16 protein-coding genes and 1 pseudogene are annotated in these 18910 nt (G+C 64.5%); 13 read left to right on the top strand and 4 right to left on the bottom strand.

The genetic code is table 11. From position 1 onward, the window contains the following. From cpsB to VGR99_RS03260, 11 genes and pseudogenes are all read left to right on the top strand, one after another. Positions 1-154: pseudogene (gene cpsB / locus VGR99_RS03210) on the top strand (mannose-1-phosphate guanylyltransferase/mannose-6-phosphate isomerase); the annotation flags it as partial. Between the two features lie 182 nt (positions 155-336). Further along, a complete protein-coding gene (locus tag VGR99_RS03215) occupies positions 337-1341 on the top strand; it encodes a Gfo/Idh/MocA family oxidoreductase (protein ID WP_326896858.1) in 1005 nt (334 codons plus the stop codon). A gap of 10 nt (positions 1342-1351) precedes the next feature. Further along, positions 1352-2539: a DegT/DnrJ/EryC1/StrS family aminotransferase gene (locus tag VGR99_RS03220; RefSeq protein ID WP_326896859.1), complete on the top strand. Its 1188-nt coding sequence runs from the start codon at positions 1352-1354 to the stop codon at positions 2537-2539. Between the two features lie 47 nt (positions 2540-2586). Beyond that, a complete protein-coding gene (gene murJ / locus VGR99_RS03225; protein ID WP_326896860.1) occupies positions 2587-4113 on the top strand; it encodes a murein biosynthesis integral membrane protein MurJ in 1527 nt (508 codons plus the stop codon). Between the two features lie 262 nt (positions 4114-4375). After that, positions 4376-4774 (top strand): DUF1127 domain-containing protein, encoded by a 399-nt coding sequence (locus VGR99_RS03230; RefSeq protein WP_326896861.1) that lies wholly within the window; start codon positions 4376-4378, stop codon positions 4772-4774. A 98-nt stretch (positions 4775-4872) separates the two neighbouring features. Then, positions 4873-5397, top strand: a complete 525-nt coding sequence (locus tag VGR99_RS03235; RefSeq protein ID WP_326896862.1) for an N-acetyltransferase — start codon at positions 4873-4875, stop codon at positions 5395-5397. Positions 5398-5597: 200 nt separating this feature from the next. Next, a complete protein-coding gene (locus VGR99_RS03240) occupies positions 5598-8330 on the top strand; it encodes a helix-turn-helix transcriptional regulator (protein ID WP_326896863.1) in 2733 nt (910 codons plus the stop codon). A gap of 146 nt (positions 8331-8476) precedes the next feature. Beyond that, positions 8477-9463: an alpha/beta hydrolase gene (locus tag VGR99_RS03245; protein ID WP_326896864.1), complete on the top strand. Its 987-nt coding sequence runs from the start codon at positions 8477-8479 to the stop codon at positions 9461-9463. Between the two features lie 216 nt (positions 9464-9679). Beyond that, a complete protein-coding gene (locus tag VGR99_RS03250) occupies positions 9680-11989 on the top strand; it encodes a xanthine dehydrogenase family protein molybdopterin-binding subunit (protein ID WP_326896865.1) in 2310 nt (769 codons plus the stop codon). A gap of 131 nt (positions 11990-12120) precedes the next feature. Further along, positions 12121-12567 carry a c-type cytochrome gene (locus VGR99_RS03255; RefSeq protein ID WP_326896866.1) on the top strand — a complete coding sequence of 149 codons (447 nt, stop codon included), beginning with the start codon at positions 12121-12123 and terminating at the stop codon, positions 12565-12567. A gap of 256 nt (positions 12568-12823) precedes the next feature. After that, on the top strand, positions 12824-14107 hold the full coding sequence (locus tag VGR99_RS03260) for a cystathionine gamma-synthase family protein (RefSeq protein WP_326896867.1): 1284 nt from the start codon (positions 12824-12826) through the stop codon (positions 14105-14107). A 7-nt stretch (positions 14108-14114) separates the two neighbouring features. Here VGR99_RS03260 and VGR99_RS03265 read toward each other — a convergent pair whose 3' ends face one another. Next, positions 14115-14504 carry a VF_A0006 family four-cysteine protein gene (locus VGR99_RS03265; RefSeq protein ID WP_326896868.1) on the bottom strand — a complete coding sequence of 130 codons (390 nt, stop codon included), beginning with the start codon at positions 14502-14504 and terminating at the stop codon, positions 14115-14117. 90 nt (positions 14505-14594) lie between these two features. On the opposite strand from VGR99_RS03265, the gene VGR99_RS03270 reads away from it, so the two are divergent. After that, positions 14595-14819 (top strand): hypothetical protein, encoded by a 225-nt coding sequence (locus tag VGR99_RS03270; RefSeq protein WP_326896869.1) that lies wholly within the window; start codon positions 14595-14597, stop codon positions 14817-14819. Between the two features lie 125 nt (positions 14820-14944). Here the strand turns inward: VGR99_RS03270 and VGR99_RS03275 are convergent, their stop codons facing one another. Further along, positions 14945-15361 (bottom strand): CHRD domain-containing protein, encoded by a 417-nt coding sequence (locus VGR99_RS03275; RefSeq protein WP_326896870.1) that lies wholly within the window; start codon positions 15359-15361, stop codon positions 14945-14947. A 154-nt stretch (positions 15362-15515) separates the two neighbouring features. Here VGR99_RS03275 and VGR99_RS03280 point away from each other — a divergent pair, with 154 nt between their 5' ends. Next, a complete protein-coding gene (locus VGR99_RS03280; RefSeq protein WP_326896871.1) occupies positions 15516-16445 on the top strand; it encodes a c-type cytochrome in 930 nt (309 codons plus the stop codon). 78 nt (positions 16446-16523) lie between these two features. Here VGR99_RS03280 and VGR99_RS03285 read toward each other — a convergent pair whose 3' ends face one another. After that, positions 16524-16769: an Lrp/AsnC ligand binding domain-containing protein gene (locus tag VGR99_RS03285; protein ID WP_061878884.1), complete on the bottom strand. Its 246-nt coding sequence runs from the start codon at positions 16767-16769 to the stop codon at positions 16524-16526. Between the two features lie 130 nt (positions 16770-16899). Continuing rightward, positions 16900-18879, bottom strand: a complete 1980-nt coding sequence (locus VGR99_RS03290; protein ID WP_326896872.1) for a PAS domain S-box protein — start codon at positions 18877-18879, stop codon at positions 16900-16902. Between the last annotated feature and the right edge of the window lie 31 nt (positions 18880-18910).

Raw genomic sequence — 18910 nt, forward strand, 5'->3', positions numbered from 1 at the left:
GCATGAGAACGAGTCGATCTACATCCCGATGGGCGCGGTGCACCGGATGGAGAACCCCGGTAAAATCATGCTGGAGCTGATCGAGGTCCAGACCGGCTCCTATCTCGGGGAAGACGACATCATCCGGATTGAAGACGACTATCAAAGGTCGTAACCAGCAAACTCCGAATCACGCGATCCGGGCCTGAAAGGCCCGCTTTCTGCGGCCTAAGGCCCGGAGAACGTGTAACTTTTTGAATCAAATCGTGTCCGGGCAATCAGGCCGGCATTCGCCACAAATGTGGCACCCGTGCTAGAAGCGGCCCGGGGATTTGCGTTGAATCGGGGTTTGCTCAGATGAGTTCCAAAGGGTCACAACCGGCAAAGGCCGGCTTGCGCGTCGGCGTCATTGGCGCGGGCGTGATGGGCAGCAACCACGCGCGGGTGCTGAGCGGTCTTCCCGGCGTCACCCTCGTCGGCGTGGTCGATCCGTCGCCGGCGCACCTGACGCGCACCATCGAGCTTGCGAGCTGCCAGGGGTTCGAGACGCTCGACCAGCTCTTCGCCGCCGGCGTCGATGCCGTCACCATCGCGGCGCCGACCCATCTGCATCATGAGGTCGCGCTCGCCTGCATCGCCAAGAACATCCACGTGCTGGTCGAGAAGCCGATCGCCTCGACGGTCGAGGAGGGCCGCGAGATCGTCGCCGCCGCACAGAAGGCCGGCGTGACGCTGATGGTCGGCCATGTCGAGCGCTTCAATCCGGCCGTCGCCGCCGTCAAGCAGGCGATCGCGGGCGAGGACATTCTCTCGATCGCGATCACGCGCGTCGGTCCGTTCCCGCCGCGCATGTCCAATGTCGGCGTCGTCATCGACCTCGCCGTGCACGACATCGACTTGATCCGCTGGTTCACCGAATCCGACATCGTCGAGGTGCAGCCGCAATTGTCGAGCGCGGTCGCCGAGCGCGAGGACATCGCGCTGCTGCAGTTCCGCACCGCCAACGGCGTGTTGGCCCACATCAACACCAACTGGCTGACGCCGTTCAAGGCGCGCAGCGTCACGGTCGCGACCCGCGACAAATACGTGATGGGCGATCTGCTCACGCGCCAGGTCACCGAATGCTTCGGCTTCAAGCCTGACGGCAGCTACTCGATGCGGCATCTGCCGGTCGGCCATGACGAGCCGCTCCGCGCCGAGCTGATCGCGTTCCTCAAGGCGGTGCGCAACGGCGAGACGCCGGCGGTCACCGGCGACGAGGGTGTTGCCAGCCTCGAGATCGCGACGCAGTGCCTCGAAACACCGTCGCGGCCCGCAGCCAAATCGGCCGCCCTCAAGGGCCCGCGCCGCATCGCCGGCTAAAATCCTTTTCATGTCGACCACGCAAGAAGGCGCCAAGAAAGAGGCCATGAACCAGCATCTGCGTTCCGAACCCATTCCCTTCATCGACGTCGCCTCGCAGCGCCGCCGGCTCGGCGACTCGCTCGATGCCGCCGTCAAGCGCGTGCTCGACCATTGCCAGTTCGTCAACGGCCCCGAGGTCTTCGAGCTTGAGAAGCAGCTTGCGGCCTATAGCGGCGCCAAGCACGTCATCGCCTGCGCCAGCGGCACCGACGCGATCCTGATGGTGATGATGGCGAAGAATGTCGGGCCCGGTGATGCCGTGCTGTGTCCGTCCTTCACCTTCATCGCGACCGCCTCGCCGGTGGCGCGGACCGGCGCGACGCCTGTTTACGTCGACGTCGACGAGACGACCTTCAACATGAGCCCGGCCTCGCTCAAGCGCGGCATCGCGACCGCGAAGAAGGCGGGCCTGAAGCCGGTTGCGGTGATTCCGGTCGACTTGTTCGGACAGCCCGCCGATCACGACGCCATCGCCGAGATCGCCAATGCCGAAGGCCTGTTCGTGCTCGACGACGCCGCGCAGGGGTTTGGCGCGAGCCACAAGGGCCGCAAGCTCGGCACCTTCGGCCTCGCCACCGCGACCAGCTTCTTCCCCGCAAAGCCGCTCGGCTGCTTCGGCGACGGCGGCGCGATCTTCACCGATGACGACGAGCTCGCCGCGACGCTGCGCAGCATCCGCGTGCACGGGCAGGGCGTCGACAAATACGACAACGTCCGCCTCGGCCTGACCGGCCGGCTCGACACCATGCAGGCCGCGATCCTGATCGAGAAACTGAAGATCTTTGACGACGAGATCGCCGCCCGCAACAAGGTCGCCGAGCGCTACGCGCGCGGCCTGTCCAACGTGGTCACCGTGCCGCGTCTGGCTCCGGGCAACACCTCGGTCTGGGCGCAGTACACGATCCGTCTGCCCAAAGGCACCGACCGCGACGGCTTTGCTGCCGCGCTGAAGGCCCAGGGCGTGCCGACCGCGATCTATTACGGCAAGTCGATGCATCAGCAGACCGCCTACAAGCAGTATCCGGTCGCGGACGGCGGCCTGCCGGGTTGCGAGAGCCTGTCGCAGGACGTCATCAGCCTGCCGATGCACGCCTATTTGACCGAAGCCGACCAGGAGCGAATCATCGCGGCCGTCCGCGGCGCGCTGGCGGGCTGATCTGCCCTGATTTTGCAGCGAGCCGTCTCTTCCTCTAGAAGGGACGCATGCTCGGACGCATTTTCACGGTCGGTGGTTACACGCTGCTTTCGCGGCTGACGGGATTTGCCCGCGACATCATGCTCGCGGCGATCCTCGGCGCCGGCCCGGTGGCCGACGCCTTTTTCGTGGCGCTGCGGCTGCCCAACCATTTCCGCGCGATCTTCGCCGAGGGCGCGTTCAACGCCGCCTGGGTGCCGGCCTATGCCCATGTCCATGGCGAGCGCGGGGAGGGGGCGGCAAAACTGTTCGCCGACCGCATCTTCACGCTGCTGCTGGCCTCGCAGATCGTGCTGCTGATCGTCGCCTGGCTGTTCATGCCGCAGGCCATGAGCATCCTGGCGCCGGGCTTCTCCGAGGATGCCGAGCAGCGCAAGCTCGCGATCGAGCTGACCCGCATCACCTTTCCCTATCTGCTGCTGATCACGCTGGTGACGCTCTATGGCGGCATGCTCAATGTAATGCAGCGCTTTGCCAGCGCCGCCGCGGCGTCGATCTTCCTCAACGTCGCGATGATGATGACGCTGGCGCTCGCCGCCTGGTTTCCGACCGCCGGCCACGCCGCGGCCTGGGGCGTTCTCATTTCCGGCTTCCTGCAATATTTCCTGCTCGCCGGCGATCTCGCCCGCCATGGCGGCCTGCCGCGCTTTGCCCCGCTGAAGCTCGACGAAGACGTTCGTAGCTTCTTCAAGGCGCTTGGACCGGCGACGCTGGGCTCGATGGGTACGCAGGTCGCGCTGTTCGCCGACACCATCATCGCGACCTTCCTGCCCGCCGGCGCGCTGTCGGCGCTGTACTACGCCGACCGCCTCAATCAATTGCCGATCGGCGTGATCGGCATCGCCATCGGCACGGTGCTGCTGCCGGAGATGTCGCGGCGGATCACGGCCAACGACCATGACGGCGCGATGAGGGCGCAGCGCCGCGCCTTCGACTTCACGCTGCTGTTCTCGGTGCCGTTCGTCGCGGCCTTCCTCACCGTGCCCGACGAGATCATGCGCGCGCTGTTCGCCCGCGGCGCGTTCTCGAAGGCAGATGCGCTTGCCGCAGGCAGCACGCTGTCAGCCTATGCGATCGGCCTGATCCCCTTCGTGCTGATCCGCAGCGCGGTCGCGACCTTCTATGCGCGCAAGGATACGGCGACGCCGGTGCGAGCTTCGCTGACCGGCATCGCGGTCAACGTCGCCCTCAAGGTTGCCTTGATGGGATCGCTTGCCCAGATCGGCCTGGCGCTGGCGACCGCCATTGGTGTCTGGACCAATCTGCTGCTGGTGCTGTTCTTCGCCGTGCGACGCGGCTTTCTCGTGCTGGACCGCGCGTGGCTATTGTCGCTCGCCAAATTCCTGCTGACCGGCATCATCCTCGCCGCGGCTTTCTGGCTGATCGCGCGCGTCAGCGGTTCTGCGCTGGGCGCGATGCGCTTCCACGATGAAGCGACGCTGGTCCTGCTCGCCGTCGGCGGCACGATCGTGTACGCGCTCGCGATCCTCGTGTTGTTCGGCCGTCGCTGGCTTGTCTCGCTGGTGCGCGGCTAGGCGCTGGCGAAGCTCTCGCCTCCAGGGTGTAACCGACCTCTGCACATCCCTTGATTTTGTCCGCTTGCCGTGCTATCGGCACCGCATGATCAAATCGTCGCGCCATCTCAACCGCATCAACATGACCCGCTTCGGCTGGGCCGTGGGAGGAGTCGCGCGCTAGGAATTCGACGACGACATCTTTCCACAAGGGCCCCGCCGGCATCGGACGGGGCCTTTTCTTTGGCCACGCTCCCTGCCGGCACAACAGCAGGAGCATACGATGCCACCACAACTGACGGACATCTCACCCGGGATTGAAGGCGACGCCGCAAGGCGTGGCTTCAACCTCTCCATCGTGTCCGCGAAGAGCGCGGTCGACCAGGCGTTGGCAGCACGTCTCAAGGCGTCTGCTGCCGCGCTGGAGGGCGCGTTGCCGGACAAGGCAACTGCCGAACCCGCGACCGAATCGACGCAAAGCGTCTTCGGTCTGCTCAAGCGATATTGGAGTGCGTTTCGGCAACGGCGCCAGGGCTCGCGGCTCACCTTGGAGGATTTGAGTGACAGGGAGCTGAGGGATGTCGGCCTCACGCGCGGCGAGATCGACTACCTCACGCCGCAGCGAGCCATCGATACGCTGAGAGATAACACGATGTATCTATGGAGCCGTCGTGGAATGTAACCGATCGAGCCTCAGCAGCGGGCATGCGCTTTGGGAACGAGCATGACCGCTTCTGCGCCCGACGATCCTACACTATGGCAATAGAAGAGGCGGACATCATGACGTCGAACGCGGTCATTCCCCAGGCGGACATGGACATCCGACGGCTGACTGTCGATGATCTGGATCTTTTCCGCGAAATTCGCGCGGAGGCGCTTCAGACACACCCTCAATCGTTCTGGTCTCCTGAAGAGGACGAAGGCGGCGATGCGATTATGGCGGCTTATCGCCATTGGCTGAATGGAGCTGTCTTTGGCGCCTTTGGACGCAGGGGCTTGATCGGGGTCGCGGGCTTCTATGTGTCAACGAACAAGAGATCGAAGCACAGGGGCCATATCTTCACGGTCTATGTGAGGGAAAATGATCGAGGTCGGGGCGTCGGAGATCGGCTCATCAAAGAGCTTATTACCCATGCCGAGCCACGTGTTGAACAGGTGCATCTCGCCGTTCTGCTTACAGCGACAGCTGCAATCAAGACCTACAAGCGTAACGGGTTCGAGATCTACGGCACGGATCCTCGTGTCGTTCGCATCGGGGATACCACTTATGACCAGTGCCTCATGGTGAAGAAATTCAGCCGTTAACGCCGGTCTGGTATGCTGCGGTTGACGGGAGATGCCGGAAGCAGCCATCACGTATACGGGGTCTCCTCTGTTTCCCGGTACATGCTAACGTTAGACCTCGGCCAAGTTCGAAAAGGTGTGGTGCCACCAACGGTTATGCGATGACCAGACGGGCGAAAAAGACAGCTTCGCCGCCGAAAGGGCGCGGTGGTGCTGCCCTTATGTCCCCAAGCTTGCAGGGCCGAGCGCAGGACATTACCCTGATCGATCACCTGATCGAACGGATCGAGCAGGGTGGGTCCACGCTTGTGGTCAGCGGCGAGCCCGGCATCGGCAAATCTGCGCTCCTCGATGTGGCCAGGCACAAAGCCGGTGAACGCGGCTTCACCGTCCTGAGCATGACCGGCGTCCTCGCCGAAGTGCATTTGCCGTTTGCCGCACTTGAACAGGCCCTGCGCCCGCTGATGAAGGGGGCCGCAGGCCTTGTTCCTCGCCAACGATCGGCCTTGCTCGCTGCTTTTGGCATGCATGATGACGCGGGGCCGCCCGATATTTTCCTGGTTGCGCTGGCGACGCTGTCTCTTCTGAGCGAAAGGGCGATACGCGAGCCTCTGTTGCTTGTTGCCGACGATGCCCAATGGCTGGATCAGGCGACCTATGAGGTGCTGGCCTTCATCTCGCGCCGATTGAGCTCTGACCCGATCGTTCTTGTGGTCGCCATGCGCGATGACTTCAAGAGTCCGTTTGGCGATGCTTCTACCCGGAGGCTGCGACTGTCGGGGCTTGACGAGGCCGACGCCGAGCATTTGCTGGACGCCAATGCGCCGGGCCTGCCGGTGGAACTGCGCAGCCGCTTCCTAAAGGAAGCCTCGGGCAATCCTCTGGCCCTTGTCGAGCTGCCCCGTGGAGAACGAACCGCTGGAGACGCGCCGTGGCTTCCGCTGACTGACCGGCTGGAGCGTGCATTCTCCAGTCGCTTGTCCGACCTGCCGCATATCGCGCGATTGCTCTTGTTCGTGACGGCAGAGAACGACGGGACATCGCTTCACGAAATCCTTTCCGCCGCCGAAGCGGTGTTGGGCGAGCACGTGGGTATCGATGCCATGGCGCCCGCGGCTGCCGCAGGGCTGATCGAAATCAATGGAATGGAGGTGCGGTTTCGGCATCCGCTGGTTCGCTCGGCCATGCATCAGGCCGCAGACCCCGCGACCCGTCAAAGAATCCACGCCGCGCTTGCTGCCGTGATTCACGATCAGCTCGACCGCCAATTATGGCATCGTGCCGCGGCGACGATCGGACCTGACGACGAGCTCGCTGGCGAATACGACCGGATGGCGGCGCGGGCGTTGCGGCGAGGCGCCGTGGCCATGGCGATCGAGGTTCTGGAAGGCGCGGCGCGTCTGAGCAGCACGGCGAACGCCAGAAGCGACCGGCTGTTGCGGGCGGCCGAACTCGCCGCCGATCTGGGCCAGCCGGAGCTCATGGAGCGCCTGCTGCGGCAGGCCGACATCGACGAATCCAACCAATTGGCGCTGGTCCGGATCGCCTGGTGTCGCGAGGTCAGCCAGCCTCCGGCAGTGAGCGATCCCGCGAAGATTCTCGCTCTGGTCGGGTTCGCCGCGCGAGCCCACGCCGCTGGCGCGATTGATCTGGCCGGCAATCTTCTTTGGCGAGCCGCGCAACGCTGCTGGTGGAGCAGCGCAAGCGATGAACTTTGCACAAGGGTTCACGATGCGGCGGCGCGGCTGGAGTTGCCCGAGACGGATCCTCGCCTGATCGCGATATCCGCTTACGTCGAGCCGCTGCGGCGGGGCGCCGATGTGCACCTCAAGCTCCAGGGGCTCGCCGGAGCTGCGCACAACGATCCCACCGCAGCGAGCATCCTCGGCAGCACCGCCAATGTCGTTGGGGCCTTCGACATCGGCGTGACCTTTCTCGCCGAGTCCAGCGCCGCGCTCCGCACGCAAGGACGGCTCAGCGATCTCGCCCGGGTGCTGTTCGCCCACGGGTGGGCGGAAACGGAAGTCGGTGACTGGCGAGGAGCCATGAGGGAGGCCGAGGAATCCGCTCGGCTCGCCGAAGAGACGGGCGGGTTGCCGTGGATTGCCGCGGCCACGATCCTGAAAGCGAGGCTCTCGGGGATGCAGGGCAATCTGGAGCAATCCGAAGCCTATGCGGCGCAGGCGGAGGCCTTGGCCCTGTCGATCGGCGCCAGCTTCCTGCTGGCCATGTTGCAGATCGCGCGCGGCGTATCCGCGATCGGCGCGGGCCGTCATTGGGAGGCCTTTGAGTATCTGCGACGTCTGTTTGTGCCAGCCGACCCCGCGTTCAATTTCGGCGTTCAGTTCTTTGGGCTCGCGGATTTCGTGGAGGCCGCCGTTTCGTCCGGCAATGCGGAGGTGGCGAGCCGCGTGCTTGATGAGATCGAGCGTGCCTCGGCTCCGACGCCGGTGCCATGGGTCGGAACGATGCTGCAATATGGCAAGGCGTTCCTCGCGGCGCCGGAAGATGCCGAACAGTTCTTCCTGCAAGGTCTTGGGCCGTCCGCGAAGAAATGGCCGTTCCTGCGCGCCCGCTTTCTCCTGGCCTATGGCGGATGGCTGCGCCGCCAGCGGAGATCTGCCAATGCGAGAGCCCCGCTCCGCGAGGCGCGCGACATGTTCGACGCGCTCGGCGCTTCGCCCTGGAGCGATCGGGCCCGGGAGGAATTGCGTGCTGCAGGCGAAACCAGCCGCCGACGAACCGAGCAGGTGTGGGAAACGCTGACCCCGCAGGAGCTTCACATCGCTCAACTCGCCGCCGAAGGTCTCTCGAACAAGGAGATCGGCGCCAGGTTGTACCTGTCCCACAGAACCGTCGGGTACCACCTGCACCGGATCTTCTCGAAGGCCGGAATCACCTCGCGGTCCGGGCTGCGCCCCGTTCTCGCCAGCATCAGCCGCCCCGCGGACTGACCGCCGTTCCGTCATCGGACTGGTCATTTGACAGAAGCGGCTGCCCGCCCGCGCGGGCTAGCTCTGCGTTTGTGTCTACCCCCAAGCAAAAGTTGACCATGAAACTGTTCTCTTCACTTGCAATCTTCAGCCTCGGAGCAATCCTCATGACCCAAGCCGTCGACGCGGCCCCGGACGCCAGCACCGATCCCCGGATCGATCCTCAGGTTCGCGCCTTCCTGCGCGAGATCAACAAGGATCCGAGTCCGTTCTGGGAGCTCCCCCAGCCCAAGCCGCAGGAGATCCTGACGGAGCTTCAGAACAAGACCGCTGTCGACATGTCGGGGGTGAGCACGACCGAGCAGACCATCACCCAGGATGGTCAGGCCGTGAAAATCTACATCATGAAGCCCGAGCGCGTGACCGGAAAGCCCGGCGTGCTGCTGTTCATTCATGGCGGCGTCTGGATCGTCGGGAATTTCCAGAACCATCAACGTCTGTTGCGAGACCTTGTCGTCAACTCCGGCCAGATCGGGGTGTTCGTCGAATACACCTCGTTGCCCAAGGCGCGCTTCCCCACTCAGCTCGATCAGTCCTATGCGGTGCTGAAGTGGGTGGCAAGCCACGCCGAGGAGTTCGGCGCGGACGGTAGCCGGATCGCAGTCGCCGGCAATTCGGTTGGCGGCAACATGACCGCGGCATTGACGCTGATGGCCAAGGACCGCGCCGGTCCCAAGATCAGCTATCAGGTCCTGATGATCCCGGCGACCGACGCGAGCGTTGACACCGCATCTTATCACGAATACGGCACCAGACGGTTTCTGGCGCGCGCCTTCATGAAGTACGGCTGGGATTTGTACGCGCCGGATGCATCGCTGCGCAACAACCCATACGTCTCGCCGCTACGCGCCAGCCTGCAGCAATTGAAGGGACTCCCCCCGGCGATGGTCATCACCGCAGAGAACGACCCGCTGCGCGACGAGGGCGAGGCTTACGCGCGCAAGCTCAAGGAGGCCGGCGTTTCCGTGATCGCGACCCGCTACAACGGGATGATCCACGACTTCGTCCTGCTGAACGGCATCCAGAGCGACCCCGAGCCCCAGGCCGCGATTCGCCAGATGTCGGCGGAGATCAAGGCGCATCTCGCGCCCTGATCCAGCCTCGGAAGCGCAGGTGGCGATAGTCGCCGCCTGCCGCTGTGTCCCGGCCGCTCCCGAACTTATGACTTCGGCGTTTTCGCGCAATTCCGCTGCGGCGGATGACCGGTGCTTTTCTTCACCCGCGATCGCCGAGCCCGCCTAAACCCGTTTGCCTTGCCACTTTTTCCACGGCAATATGCCGGCAAAACAACCATAGGACGGGCGAGAAAAATGGCGGCTCCCATCAAGTTCGGCGTTGGCCAAAGCGTGCTGCGCAAGGAGGATGACGCGCTCATCCGCGGCAAGGGCCGCTATACCGACGATTATGCGCCGCAGGCTGCCCTGCGCTGCCTGATGCTGCGCTCGCCGCATGCGCATGCCAAATTCACCATCGATGCCGGTCGTGCCCGCGGCTTGCCCGGCGTCGCGCTGATTCTCACCGCCGATGACGTTGGGGATCTCGGCAATCTGCCCTGCCTGTTCAACCTGGAGACAGATCCCTTCACCGGCCCGCCTTACCCGATCCTGGCCAAGGACGAGGTTCGGCATGTCGGCGATTCCATCGCCTTCGTCGTCGCCGAGACCATCGACCAGGCTCGCGACGCGATCGAGGCGATCGACGTCAAATGGAGCCCGCTGCCGTCGGTGACCGGTGTCGTCAACGCGGTGAAGAAGGGCGCGCCGCAGGTCTGGCCGGACAAGCCCGGCAACGTGCTGTTCGACGTTGGGATCGGCGACAAGGCGGCGACTGATGCCGCGTTCGCGAAAGCCCATGCGGTCGCCGAAATCTCCATCGTCAATCCGCGCGTGGTCGCGAGCTTCATGGAGACGCGCGCCGCGGTCTGTGAATACGACGCCAAGAACGACCATCTGACGCTGACCGTCGGCAGCCAGGGCAGCCACCGGCTGCGCGACATCCTGTGCCAGAACGTGCTGAACATCCCGACCGAGAAGATGCGGGTGATCTGCCCCGATGTGGGCGGCGGCTTCGGCACAAAGCTGTTTCCGTACCGGGAATACGCGCTGATGGCGGTCGCGGCGCGCAAGCTGAAGAAAGCCGTGAAATGGGCGGCCGACCGCTCCGAGCATTTCATGGGTGACGCGCAGGGCCGCGACAACGTCACCACCGCGAAGATGGCGCTGGCCGAGGACGGCAAGTTCCTCGCGATGGATTGCGACCTGATGGGCGACATGGGCGCCTATCTCTCGACCTTCGGCCCCTACATCCCGCATGGCGGCGCCGGCATGCTGCCGGGCCTCTACGACATCCAGGCCTTCCACTGCCGGGTGCGCACCATCTTCACCAACAGCGTGCCGGTGGATGCCTATCGCGGCGCGGGCCGCCCTGAGGCGGCCTATGTCATCGAGCGCCTTGTCGATGCCTGCGCGCGAAAACTCGACATGACGCCGGATGCCATCCGTCGCAAGAATTTCATCCAGCCGAAGGCGCTGCCCTACAAGACGGCCACGGGCAAAGTCTATGATTCCGGCGACTTCGCCGCGCATCTCAAGCGCGCGATGGAGATCGCCGACTGGAAGGAATTTTCCAAGCGCGCCAAGGCGGCCAAGAAGAATGGCCTGATCCGCGGTATTGGCCTTGCGAGCTATGTCGAGGTTTGCGGCACCATGGGTGAGGAGACCGCCAATGTGCGGATGGACCCCAACGGCGACATCACGGTGCTGATCGGCACGCAGTCGAGCGGGCAGGGCCACCAGACCGCCTATGCGCAGATCGTCGCCGAGCAGTTCGGCGTCGCGCCGGAGCGCGTGCACATCCACCAGGGCGACACTGCGATGATCGCGACGGGCCTCGGCACCGGCGGCTCAGCCTCGATCCCGTCGGGCGGCGTCAGCGTCGAGCGCGCCACCCGCGAGCTCGGCCAGAAGCTCAAGGAGATCGCGGCGCAGGCGCTGGAAGCCAGTGCCGGCGACCTCGAGATATCGGAAGGCGTGGTGCGCGTTGCCGGTACCGACCGCTCGATCTCGTTCGCCGATCTCGCCAAGCGTCCCGGCGCCGATCCGTCGAAGCTGAATGCGAGCGCGACCTTCGCCAGCGCCGACGGCACCTATCCCAACGGCACCCACGTCGCGGAGGTCGAGATCGATCCGGCCACCGGCATCATCAAGATCGTCAATTACGTGATCGTCGATGATTTCGGCAAGACGCTCAATCCGCTGCTTTTGGCCGGCCAGGTGCATGGCGGCGCCATGCAGGGCATCGGCCAGGCGCTGATGGAGCAGGTGGTCTATGGTGCGGGCGACGGCCAGCTCATCACCGCGACCTTCATGGACTACGCGTTGCCGCGCGCGGCCGATGGTCCCGCCTTCGTGTTCGAGACCAACAACATCCCCTGCAAGACCAATCCGCTGGGGGTGAAGGGCGCGGGCGAGGCCGGCGCGATCGGCTCCTGCCCGGCGATCGTCAACGCCATCGTCGACGGGCTCTGGCGCGAATACAAGATCGACCACATCGACATGCCGGCGACCCCGGAGCGGGTGTGGATCGCCATCAACGAGCACCACCGCCGTCACAGCCTGTAAGCTCAAGCCGAACCAGAACATCCCAGGTGCGACGATCGATCGCCGCGCCCGGGATGGAATGAAACCTGTCTAACGGTGTTGGCCTCAGGTGGGGTCAGCACGATCCTGTCTCAGCGAAAGGGATTTTGCGAATGAAGCGAGTGTTGGTTGTTGCGGGCGCGCTGCTGCTCGGTGTGGGTGCCGTCTGGGCGCAGCAGGACTCCGTCAAGGAGGTCCAGGCCCTCATGAAGGGCAACGGCAAGAACGCCGGCGCGGTCGCGGCGATGGTCAAGGGCGAGAAGCCCTACGATCAGGCCACCGTGGACAGCGCGCTGGCGCAGTTCGAGGACACCGCCAAGAAGCTGCCGAACCTGTTTCCGGCCAGCGCCAAGGGCGTGAAGCCCGAGGGCGACTACTCGACCTCGCCGAAGGTCTGGGAGGACAAGGCCGGCTTCGACGCCAAGGTCGCCAGCTTCGCCAAGGTCGTCGGCGAGGCCAAGGGCAAGATCAAGGATCTGGATTCGCTCAAGGCGTCGTTTCCCGCGGTCGGCAAGGAATGTGGTGGCTGCCACGAGACGTTCCGCGTGAAGAACGGCTGACGTTTCGGGCTACAGGCTGATACGAAAGGGCGGTTGCGACAGCAGCCGCCTTTTTTAGTTGCGCGACAGCGGCCGCGAGTCGCAACGGAGCGCCGCACGAATTTCTGTTTGCAAGGCCTGACGGATCGCAGCCGGAGCCGCTATCTTTGCTTCAGCCGCCGCGGCATCGATCTGAGCATCCTGCTCCCGATGGCCTCATGACGTCAGGAGCTCGAATGCGCGGCGAGCACCTGAATCAGGAGCAGCGAGACAGGCCATGGTAAAACCGTTCCCCTCGAAGACGCATATCGGCAACCATATGCTGCATCCGGAAACCCTGATGCTGACCTATGGCTATGATCCGCAATTGTCGGAAGGTGCCATCAAGCCGCCGGTGTTCCTGACCTCGACCTTCGTGTTCAGGACCGCCGAGGACGGGCAGGACTTCTTCGATTTCGTCGCGGGACGGCGGGAGCCGCCGGAAGGGATGGGCGCGGGCCTGGTCTATTCGCGCTTCAATCATCCCAACAGCGAGATCGTCGAGGACAGGCTCGCGATCTACGAGCGCACCGAGAGCTGCGCTTTGTTCTCGTCCGGCATGGCGGCGATCTCGACCACGATCCTGGCGTTCGTCCGCCCCGGCGATGTCATCCTGCACTCGCAGCCGCTCTATGGCGGGACGGAAACCCTGCTGACCAACACGCTGGCGCGCCTGTCGATCGGCGCGGTCGGATTCGCCGACGGCATCGATGAAGCGGCGGTCGCGCAGGCCGCGGAGGAGGCGCTGGGCAAGGGCCGGGTTTCGATGATCCTGATCGAGACGCCGGCGAACCCGACCAACGGCCTCGTCGACATCGCGATGATCCGCCGCATCGCCGATTCCATCGGCAAGCGCCAGGGACACACGCCGATCATCGCCTGCGACAACACGCTGCTGGGCCCGGTGTTTCAGCGGCCGATCGAGCACGGCGCGGATGTTTCGCTGTATTCGCTCACCAAATATGTCGGCGGTCATTCCGACCTGATCGCGGGCGCCGCGCTCGGCGCGAAGGCGGTGGTGAAGGGCATCAAGGCGCTGCGCGGCGCCATCGGCACCCAGCTCGATCCGCATTCCTGCTGGATGATCAACCGCTCGCTGGAGACGCTGAGCCTGCGCATGGAAAAGGCCGATGCCAATGCGCGCCTCGTCGCGGCTTATCTGCGCGATCATCCCAAGGTCGCCAAGGTCCACTATCTCGGTCATCACGATGAGGCTTCGCCGGCGGGGCGCGTGTTCGCGCGGCAATGCCTCGGCGCCGGATCGACGTTCTCGTTCGACATCGTCGGCGGCAAGGACGCGGCGGTGAAATTCCTCAACGCGCTGCAGATCCTCAAGCTGGCGGTGAGCCTTGGCGGAACGGAGTCTCTCGCGAGCCTGCCCGCGACCATGACCCATTCCGGCGTTCCCGCCGACATCCGCCGGAAGATCGGCGTACTCGATTCCACGATCCGGCTGTCGATCGGGATCGAGAATCCGTCGGATCTGATCGCCGATCTCGCGCAGGCGCTGAACGCGGCCTAGGCGCGATTCAAAGCGGATTGGACGCGCGGCAGGCCGACATGATCGCCGCGGCGGCCTCGTTGCTCTGCGCGCCCGAGAGCTGCCGCACGAGGCAGACATAATAGCCCTTGCTGGACTCATTCAGCAGGGAATCGCTGTTGACGACGAGCCAGTTGCAGGCGGAGCGGATGTACTGCACGGCCAGGGGCGATCGCGTGTCGCGGATCGCGGACAGCTCGCACTGGGCCTGTCTTTCGATGTCGGATTGCGCGACGGCCGCTCCGGAGAATGAAAGAACCGTGGCTGCAACGGCGACGCCAGCCAGAATATGCGAAGGTGCGCGAACGGGCTCCAGGCGGCTCCCATGGTGCGATAGTTTGTCAACGAAGGCGGGATAAATCTCGTTGGGAGTGGTCATGTTGCGTCCCTTTGCTCGGGAGGCGATCATAAAGCGTCAGATCGGCGGCACAATGGTGGGTCTCGTCGCACAACCAAGGTGCTGCCTTTCATGAGCGAGTCCTCCCGGCAGGCGCAGCTTCGCGCGCGGGTCGTCGAGCTGGCGCGGGCCCAGGACCCCTATGCGCACATCTATGCAGGCAAGGAGTTTCGGCGCGACTACGTGGCCGGCCGCACCATGGAATGGAGCGCGCTGTTCGAGGACATGCGCGACACGACGACTGGGGTGCTGGAGATCGGCTCCAAGGAGGGGCGGTCCGCGCTGATGCCGAACTGATCCTGAAGAGCCATCAGGTCGCGGTGCGCAAGCGTCCCGCCTGAGACAAGCAAGCAGCCGGAATCGAAAAGGCCGGACGCTCCCTCCTTGCGTCCGGCCTTTCCGCGACGACGTGGCGTTTTCGCCTACTTCGTCACCTGACCGCGGATCTCGCCGCCCGGATTCGCGGCGGTGTGGATGTTGACGTAAAGCTTGCCGGCGAGCAGGTCGGCGGCCTGTGCGTCGGTCAGCGTCGCCGAGCCCTCGACCGGGCTGTTGGCGGCGCCCGGGATCGGGATCGCGACGCCGGCATTCTTGCCGGCCTCGGCCGGGCCGTGGAAATGCGCGGCGGTGGCGGGGCCGGACAGCCCGGAATAGGTGACCTTCCAGGACAGTTTCTTGCTGGCGGCGTCATAATCCAGATCGGCCGTTCCGGTGCCGCTGCTGGTGGTGGCCGGCACTTCGGCCTTGCCGTCGAGCGTTGCTTTCAGCTTTTCGGCGCTGGCCGGGGCTGCAAAAGCCATAGTGCCGAGCGCGAGGACGGCGATCACGGTCTTGTTCATGAACATTCTCCCTGGTGACCTCGTTGGGCTGCCAAACTTCCAACAGTCGCGGTTTCAGTTTATTCCCGTCGCCGCGGGGTACGGGCTAAATTCTTCGTGGCTGGAGCCACGCGGAGATGGGTCATAGGCTTACCGCAACGCGTGGATGGACCGAATGTTGCGAAGAACAATCTGGGTGGCGCTGCTCGCAGCGATTGTCGGTGCGGGCGCCTATTGGTGGCTCAGCGCGCCCGTGGTGGCTGCCGTGAGCCCGGGATCCGCCCATGCGGCTGACCTCGCCAATGGCGAGGTGATGTTCAACGCCGGCGGCTGCGCGTCCTGCCATGCCGTCCCCGACCAGCCCGATCGTCTCAAGCTCGGTGGCGGTGTTGCGATCAAGTCGCCGTTTGGAACGTTTTATGCCCCGAATATCTCCTCCGATCCGACCTACGGCATCGGCAAATGGACCGAGGCCGAGTTCGTCAATGCTGTGATGCACGGCGTCTCACCTAGCGGGCAGCATTATTTTCCGGCCTTTCCCTATACGTCCTACCAGCATGCCAAACGCACGGACGTTCTCGATCTCTTCGCCTATCTGAAAACGCTGCCGGCCGTTGCAGGCAAAGTGCGTGACCACTATGTGGGCTTTCCGTTCAACATCCGCCGCAATGTCGGCATCTGGAAATTCCTGTTCATGGACGGCAAGCCGTTCGTCGCCGACGGCACCAAATCGCCGCAATGGAATCGCGGCGCCTATCTCGTCAACAGCTTTGGTCATTGCGCCGAGTGCCACAGCCCGCGCAATGCGCTGGGCGGCATCATCTCGGGCGAGCGCTTTGCCGGCGGGCCCAATCCGGAAGGCGAGGGCTGGGTGCCCAACATCACACAGAAGCGCCTCGGCGAGTGGAGTGCGAAGGATATTGCCTATTTCCTCAAGACCGGTGAACTGCCCGACGGCGACAGCGTCGGCGGCGCGATGACGCGCGTGATCAAGAACACCTCGCAATTGCCTGAAGCGGACATTGCGGCGATGGCGGACTATCTGAAGTCGCTGCCGCCTGTGGATGGTCCGCCGCGACCGAAGCGGAAAGAGGGCGGCGCGTAAGGCAGGAACATGGCGGCGAGATCCGGCGCGGCAAAGCCGAGACACAACCACCATACGACTGAGGTCGATTGCGGGCAGCTAGCCCGTGCCGAACGCCTTGAACGTGATGATGGTGAGGGTGTCCTGGATGCCCGGCAGCACCTGCACCTTCTCGTTGACGAAATGGCCGATGTCGGTGTCCTTGTCGACGTAGAATTTCACCAGCAGGTCGTACTGGCCGGCCGTGGAGTAGATCTCGGAGGCGATCTCGGCTTCGGCAAGCGCGTTGGCGACCACATAGGACTGGCCGAGCTTGCATTTGATCTGGACGAAAAAAGGTACCATTGCAGTCACTCCGAAAGCGCGTTCTTTGCGGCTAATAGGCCAAAACCGGCAAGGCTTGGCAAGCGAACTTGGCTTGGCAAGCGAACTTGCCGTCGCGCGGGCCGCCAAAAAGCCGCTCCTGAGAGCGCTTCTAGGACGGCAGGGGCGCGCCGGCAAATGCCTCCCGCAGCCGCCGGGCCAGCTCGGCGTTGCGATAGGGCTTGGTCAGGACGATCGCTTGCGCCTGGACGCGGCCCTGCTCGACCAGGGTCTCCAGCGCGTAGCCCGACGAGAACACGACCGGCAGGCCGGGGCGGATGCGCCGGGCCTGGTCGGCCAGCTCCCAGCCGCTCATCCCGCCTGGCATCACGATGTCGGTGAACAACAGGTCGATGGCCGGATTGTCGCGAAGCTGCTGCAGGGCCTCATCGCCGTTGACGGCTTCGACCACGCGATATCCCAGCGCCTCGACGCGCAGCGTGACGGACGAGCGGACGAACGGATCGTCCTCGGCGACCAGGACCGTTTCGTGGCCCCTCGGCACTGCCTCCTCGCGTGCCGCGATATCGGCGAGCGATTGCTCGCCGCCGGCATGCGGCAGGTAGATCCGGACCGTCGTGCCGAGGCCCGGCTCGCTGTAGATCGAGATATGCCCGCCTGACTGCTTGGCGAAGCCATAGACCATGCTGAGGCCAAGGCCGGACCCCTTGCCGACCTCCTTGGTCGTGAAGAACGGCTCGAAGGCGCGCTCGATGATTTCGGGCGTCATGCCTTCGCCGTCGTCGGTCACCGAAATCAGGGCGTAGCTGCCGGACTCCACCTCCGGATGCTGCACGCGGTAGTGCTCGTCGATCGCGGTGAGCTCGGTGCTCAGGGTCAGATGCCCGCCCGACGGCATGGCGTCCTGCGCGTTGAGCGCGAGATTGAGCACGGCGGATTCGAGCTGGGCGCGGTCGGCGAAGGCCAGGATGGAGCCTGGGCCGAACGCCGTCTTGATCTCGATGTTCTCGCGCAAGGTGCGCTTGAGCAGCTTGTGCATGGAGGTCAGGAGATCGCGGCACTCGATGGCGCGCGGTTGCAACAATTGGCGGCGGCTAAACGCCAGCAGCCGCTGCGTCAGCTCCGCGCCGCGCTCGCCGGACTGGCAGATGTCGTCGGCGAAGCGGCGCAGGTCAGGGCGCGCGCGGAGCTGCTCGCTCAGAAATTCCGCGTTGCCGATGATGACGGTAAGCAGATTGTTGAAGTCGTGGGCGATGCCGCCGGAGAGCTGGCCGACCGTCTCCATCTTCTGCGCCTGCTGAAGCTGCTGCTCGGTCAGCTTGCGCGCGGTGAGGTCGTGGACGATGCCGACATAGATCAGCTCGCCGTCCTCCCAGGCCTGGCCTACCGATAGAGCCATCGGAAAGCGCGATCCGTCCTTGCGCAGGCCGAAGGCTTCCCCGGTCGAGAAACCCCGCTTATGGCCCGCGGGGGAGGGCCTCTCCTCGTCGGACATCAGCATGCCGATGTCGTGATTCATGACCTCATCGGCGCGATAGCCGAACAGCCGTTCGCAGGCGGGATTGAACAGGAGAATGCGGGCTTGCGCGTCGAACAGGATGACGCCGTCGACGGCCGTCTCGACGATTGCCGTGAGGCGCGTCATGCTCTCGCGCATCGCGCGCTGGGCGTCGCTGACCTGCCGGAGCAGCTGGGCGGCGTCCCGGTTCTTGGTCTCCTCCTCCTTGAGCGCGGCCCGGACCTGCAGCAACTCGAACGGAGAGGGCATTTTCAGAATCTTCGGCAACAGTGGCCAGAGCGCGATAGCCGTGAAGATCGAAGCCACGGCCGTCATCGCCTTGACGAGGCCCTCGATGCCGTAGATCGGAACCCAGAGCGTGTAGATCGAGAGCACATGCGTCAGGCCGCAGGCCATGATGAAGGCGGCGAAGGCCCAATAGACCCAGCCGAATTGGAGATCGCGTCGCTTGATGACGAAGATCGCAAGCGCAAACGGGATCGAGAAATACGCGGCCGCAATGCAGGCGTCGGAGACGACGTGGAGCCAGATCAGCTCGGGTTCCCACAGCAGGCAGATGCCGTGCGGCGAGAGCATCGAGGAGTCGAGAAGGCGTTCGAAGTAGGCCCACATGGCATAATCCCGAGAGGGTGAGGGCCGGGAC

It is taken from the genome of Bradyrhizobium sp. (assembly GCF_035935975.1).
In the GTDB taxonomy this organism is placed as follows: domain Bacteria; phylum Pseudomonadota; class Alphaproteobacteria; order Rhizobiales; family Xanthobacteraceae; genus Bradyrhizobium.

What these genes read in the sequence shown, in the direction of transcription:
- VGR99_RS03215 (WP_326896858.1), top strand. Translation starts at nt 337, where the DNA reads ATGAGTTCCAAAGGGTCACAACCGGCAAAGGCCGGCTTGCGCGTCGGC.
- VGR99_RS03220 (WP_326896859.1), top strand. Translation starts at nt 1,352, where the DNA reads ATGTCGACCACGCAAGAAGGCGCCAAGAAAGAGGCCATGAACCAGCAT.
- murJ (WP_326896860.1), top strand. Translation starts at nt 2,587, where the DNA reads ATGCTCGGACGCATTTTCACGGTCGGTGGTTACACGCTGCTTTCGCGG.
- VGR99_RS03230 (WP_326896861.1), top strand. Translation starts at nt 4,376, where the DNA reads ATGCCACCACAACTGACGGACATCTCACCCGGGATTGAAGGCGACGCC.
- VGR99_RS03235 (WP_326896862.1), top strand. Translation starts at nt 4,873, where the DNA reads ATGACGTCGAACGCGGTCATTCCCCAGGCGGACATGGACATCCGACGG.
- VGR99_RS03240 (WP_326896863.1), top strand. Translation starts at nt 5,598, where the DNA reads ATGTCCCCAAGCTTGCAGGGCCGAGCGCAGGACATTACCCTGATCGAT.
- VGR99_RS03245 (WP_326896864.1), top strand. Translation starts at nt 8,477, where the DNA reads ATGACCCAAGCCGTCGACGCGGCCCCGGACGCCAGCACCGATCCCCGG.
- VGR99_RS03250 (WP_326896865.1), top strand. Translation starts at nt 9,680, where the DNA reads ATGGCGGCTCCCATCAAGTTCGGCGTTGGCCAAAGCGTGCTGCGCAAG.
- VGR99_RS03255 (WP_326896866.1), top strand. Translation starts at nt 12,121, where the DNA reads ATGAAGCGAGTGTTGGTTGTTGCGGGCGCGCTGCTGCTCGGTGTGGGT.
- VGR99_RS03260 (WP_326896867.1), top strand. Translation starts at nt 12,824, where the DNA reads ATGGTAAAACCGTTCCCCTCGAAGACGCATATCGGCAACCATATGCTG.
- VGR99_RS03265 (WP_326896868.1), bottom strand. Translation starts at nt 14,504, where the DNA reads ATGACCACTCCCAACGAGATTTATCCCGCCTTCGTTGACAAACTATCG.
- VGR99_RS03270 (WP_326896869.1), top strand. Translation starts at nt 14,595, where the DNA reads ATGAGCGAGTCCTCCCGGCAGGCGCAGCTTCGCGCGCGGGTCGTCGAG.
- VGR99_RS03275 (WP_326896870.1), bottom strand. Translation starts at nt 15,361, where the DNA reads ATGAACAAGACCGTGATCGCCGTCCTCGCGCTCGGCACTATGGCTTTT.
- VGR99_RS03280 (WP_326896871.1), top strand. Translation starts at nt 15,516, where the DNA reads ATGTTGCGAAGAACAATCTGGGTGGCGCTGCTCGCAGCGATTGTCGGT.
- VGR99_RS03285 (WP_061878884.1), bottom strand. Translation starts at nt 16,769, where the DNA reads ATGGTACCTTTTTTCGTCCAGATCAAATGCAAGCTCGGCCAGTCCTAT.
- VGR99_RS03290 (WP_326896872.1), bottom strand. Translation starts at nt 18,879, where the DNA reads ATGTGGGCCTACTTCGAACGCCTTCTCGACTCCTCGATGCTCTCGCCG.